Annotated in this window: 1 protein-coding gene; it reads left to right on the forward strand. The window is 66.7% G+C overall.

Annotation, left to right across the window (positions count from 1 at the left end; translation table 11 throughout):
* Positions 1-574: TCP-1/cpn60 chaperonin family protein (locus SPK54_RS13655; protein ID WP_330948415.1), on the forward strand; the 574-nt coding region annotated here is incomplete at both ends.

The following is a 574-nucleotide window of genomic DNA, read 5'->3' on the forward strand; positions in this document are numbered from 1 at the left end:
ACCTCCTCCGACTACGACCGCGAGAAGCTGCAGGAGCGCGTGGCCAAGCTGGCCGGCGGCGTGGCCGTCATCAAGGTCGGTGCTGCCACCGAAGTCGAGATGAAGGAAAAGAAGGCGCGCGTCGAAGACGCCCTGCACGCCACCCGCGCTGCCGTGGAAGAAGGCATCGTCCCGGGCGGCGGCGTGGCCCTGATTCGTGCCAAGGCCGCGATCACCGACCTCAAGGGTGACAACGAAGACCAGAACCACGGCATCGCGATTGCCCTGCGTGCGATGGAAGCCCCGCTGCGCGAGATCGTCACCAATGCCGGCGAAGAGCCGAGCGTGGTGCTGAACCGCGTCGCCGAAGGCAAGGGCGCATTCGGCTACAACGCCGCCAATGGCGAGTTCGGCGACATGATCGAGTTCGGCATCCTGGACCCGACCAAGGTCACCCGCACCGCGCTGCAGAACGCGGCGTCCATCGCCGGCCTCATGATCACCACCGAAGCGATGGTGTCCGAGCTGCCGAAGAAGGAAGAGCCGGCAATGCCGGGCGGCGGCGGCATGGGCGGCATGGGCGGCATGGATTTCT

This window comes from Thermomonas sp. LB-4, from assembly GCF_036409385.1.
Classification (GTDB): domain Bacteria; phylum Pseudomonadota; class Gammaproteobacteria; order Xanthomonadales; family Xanthomonadaceae; genus Thermomonas.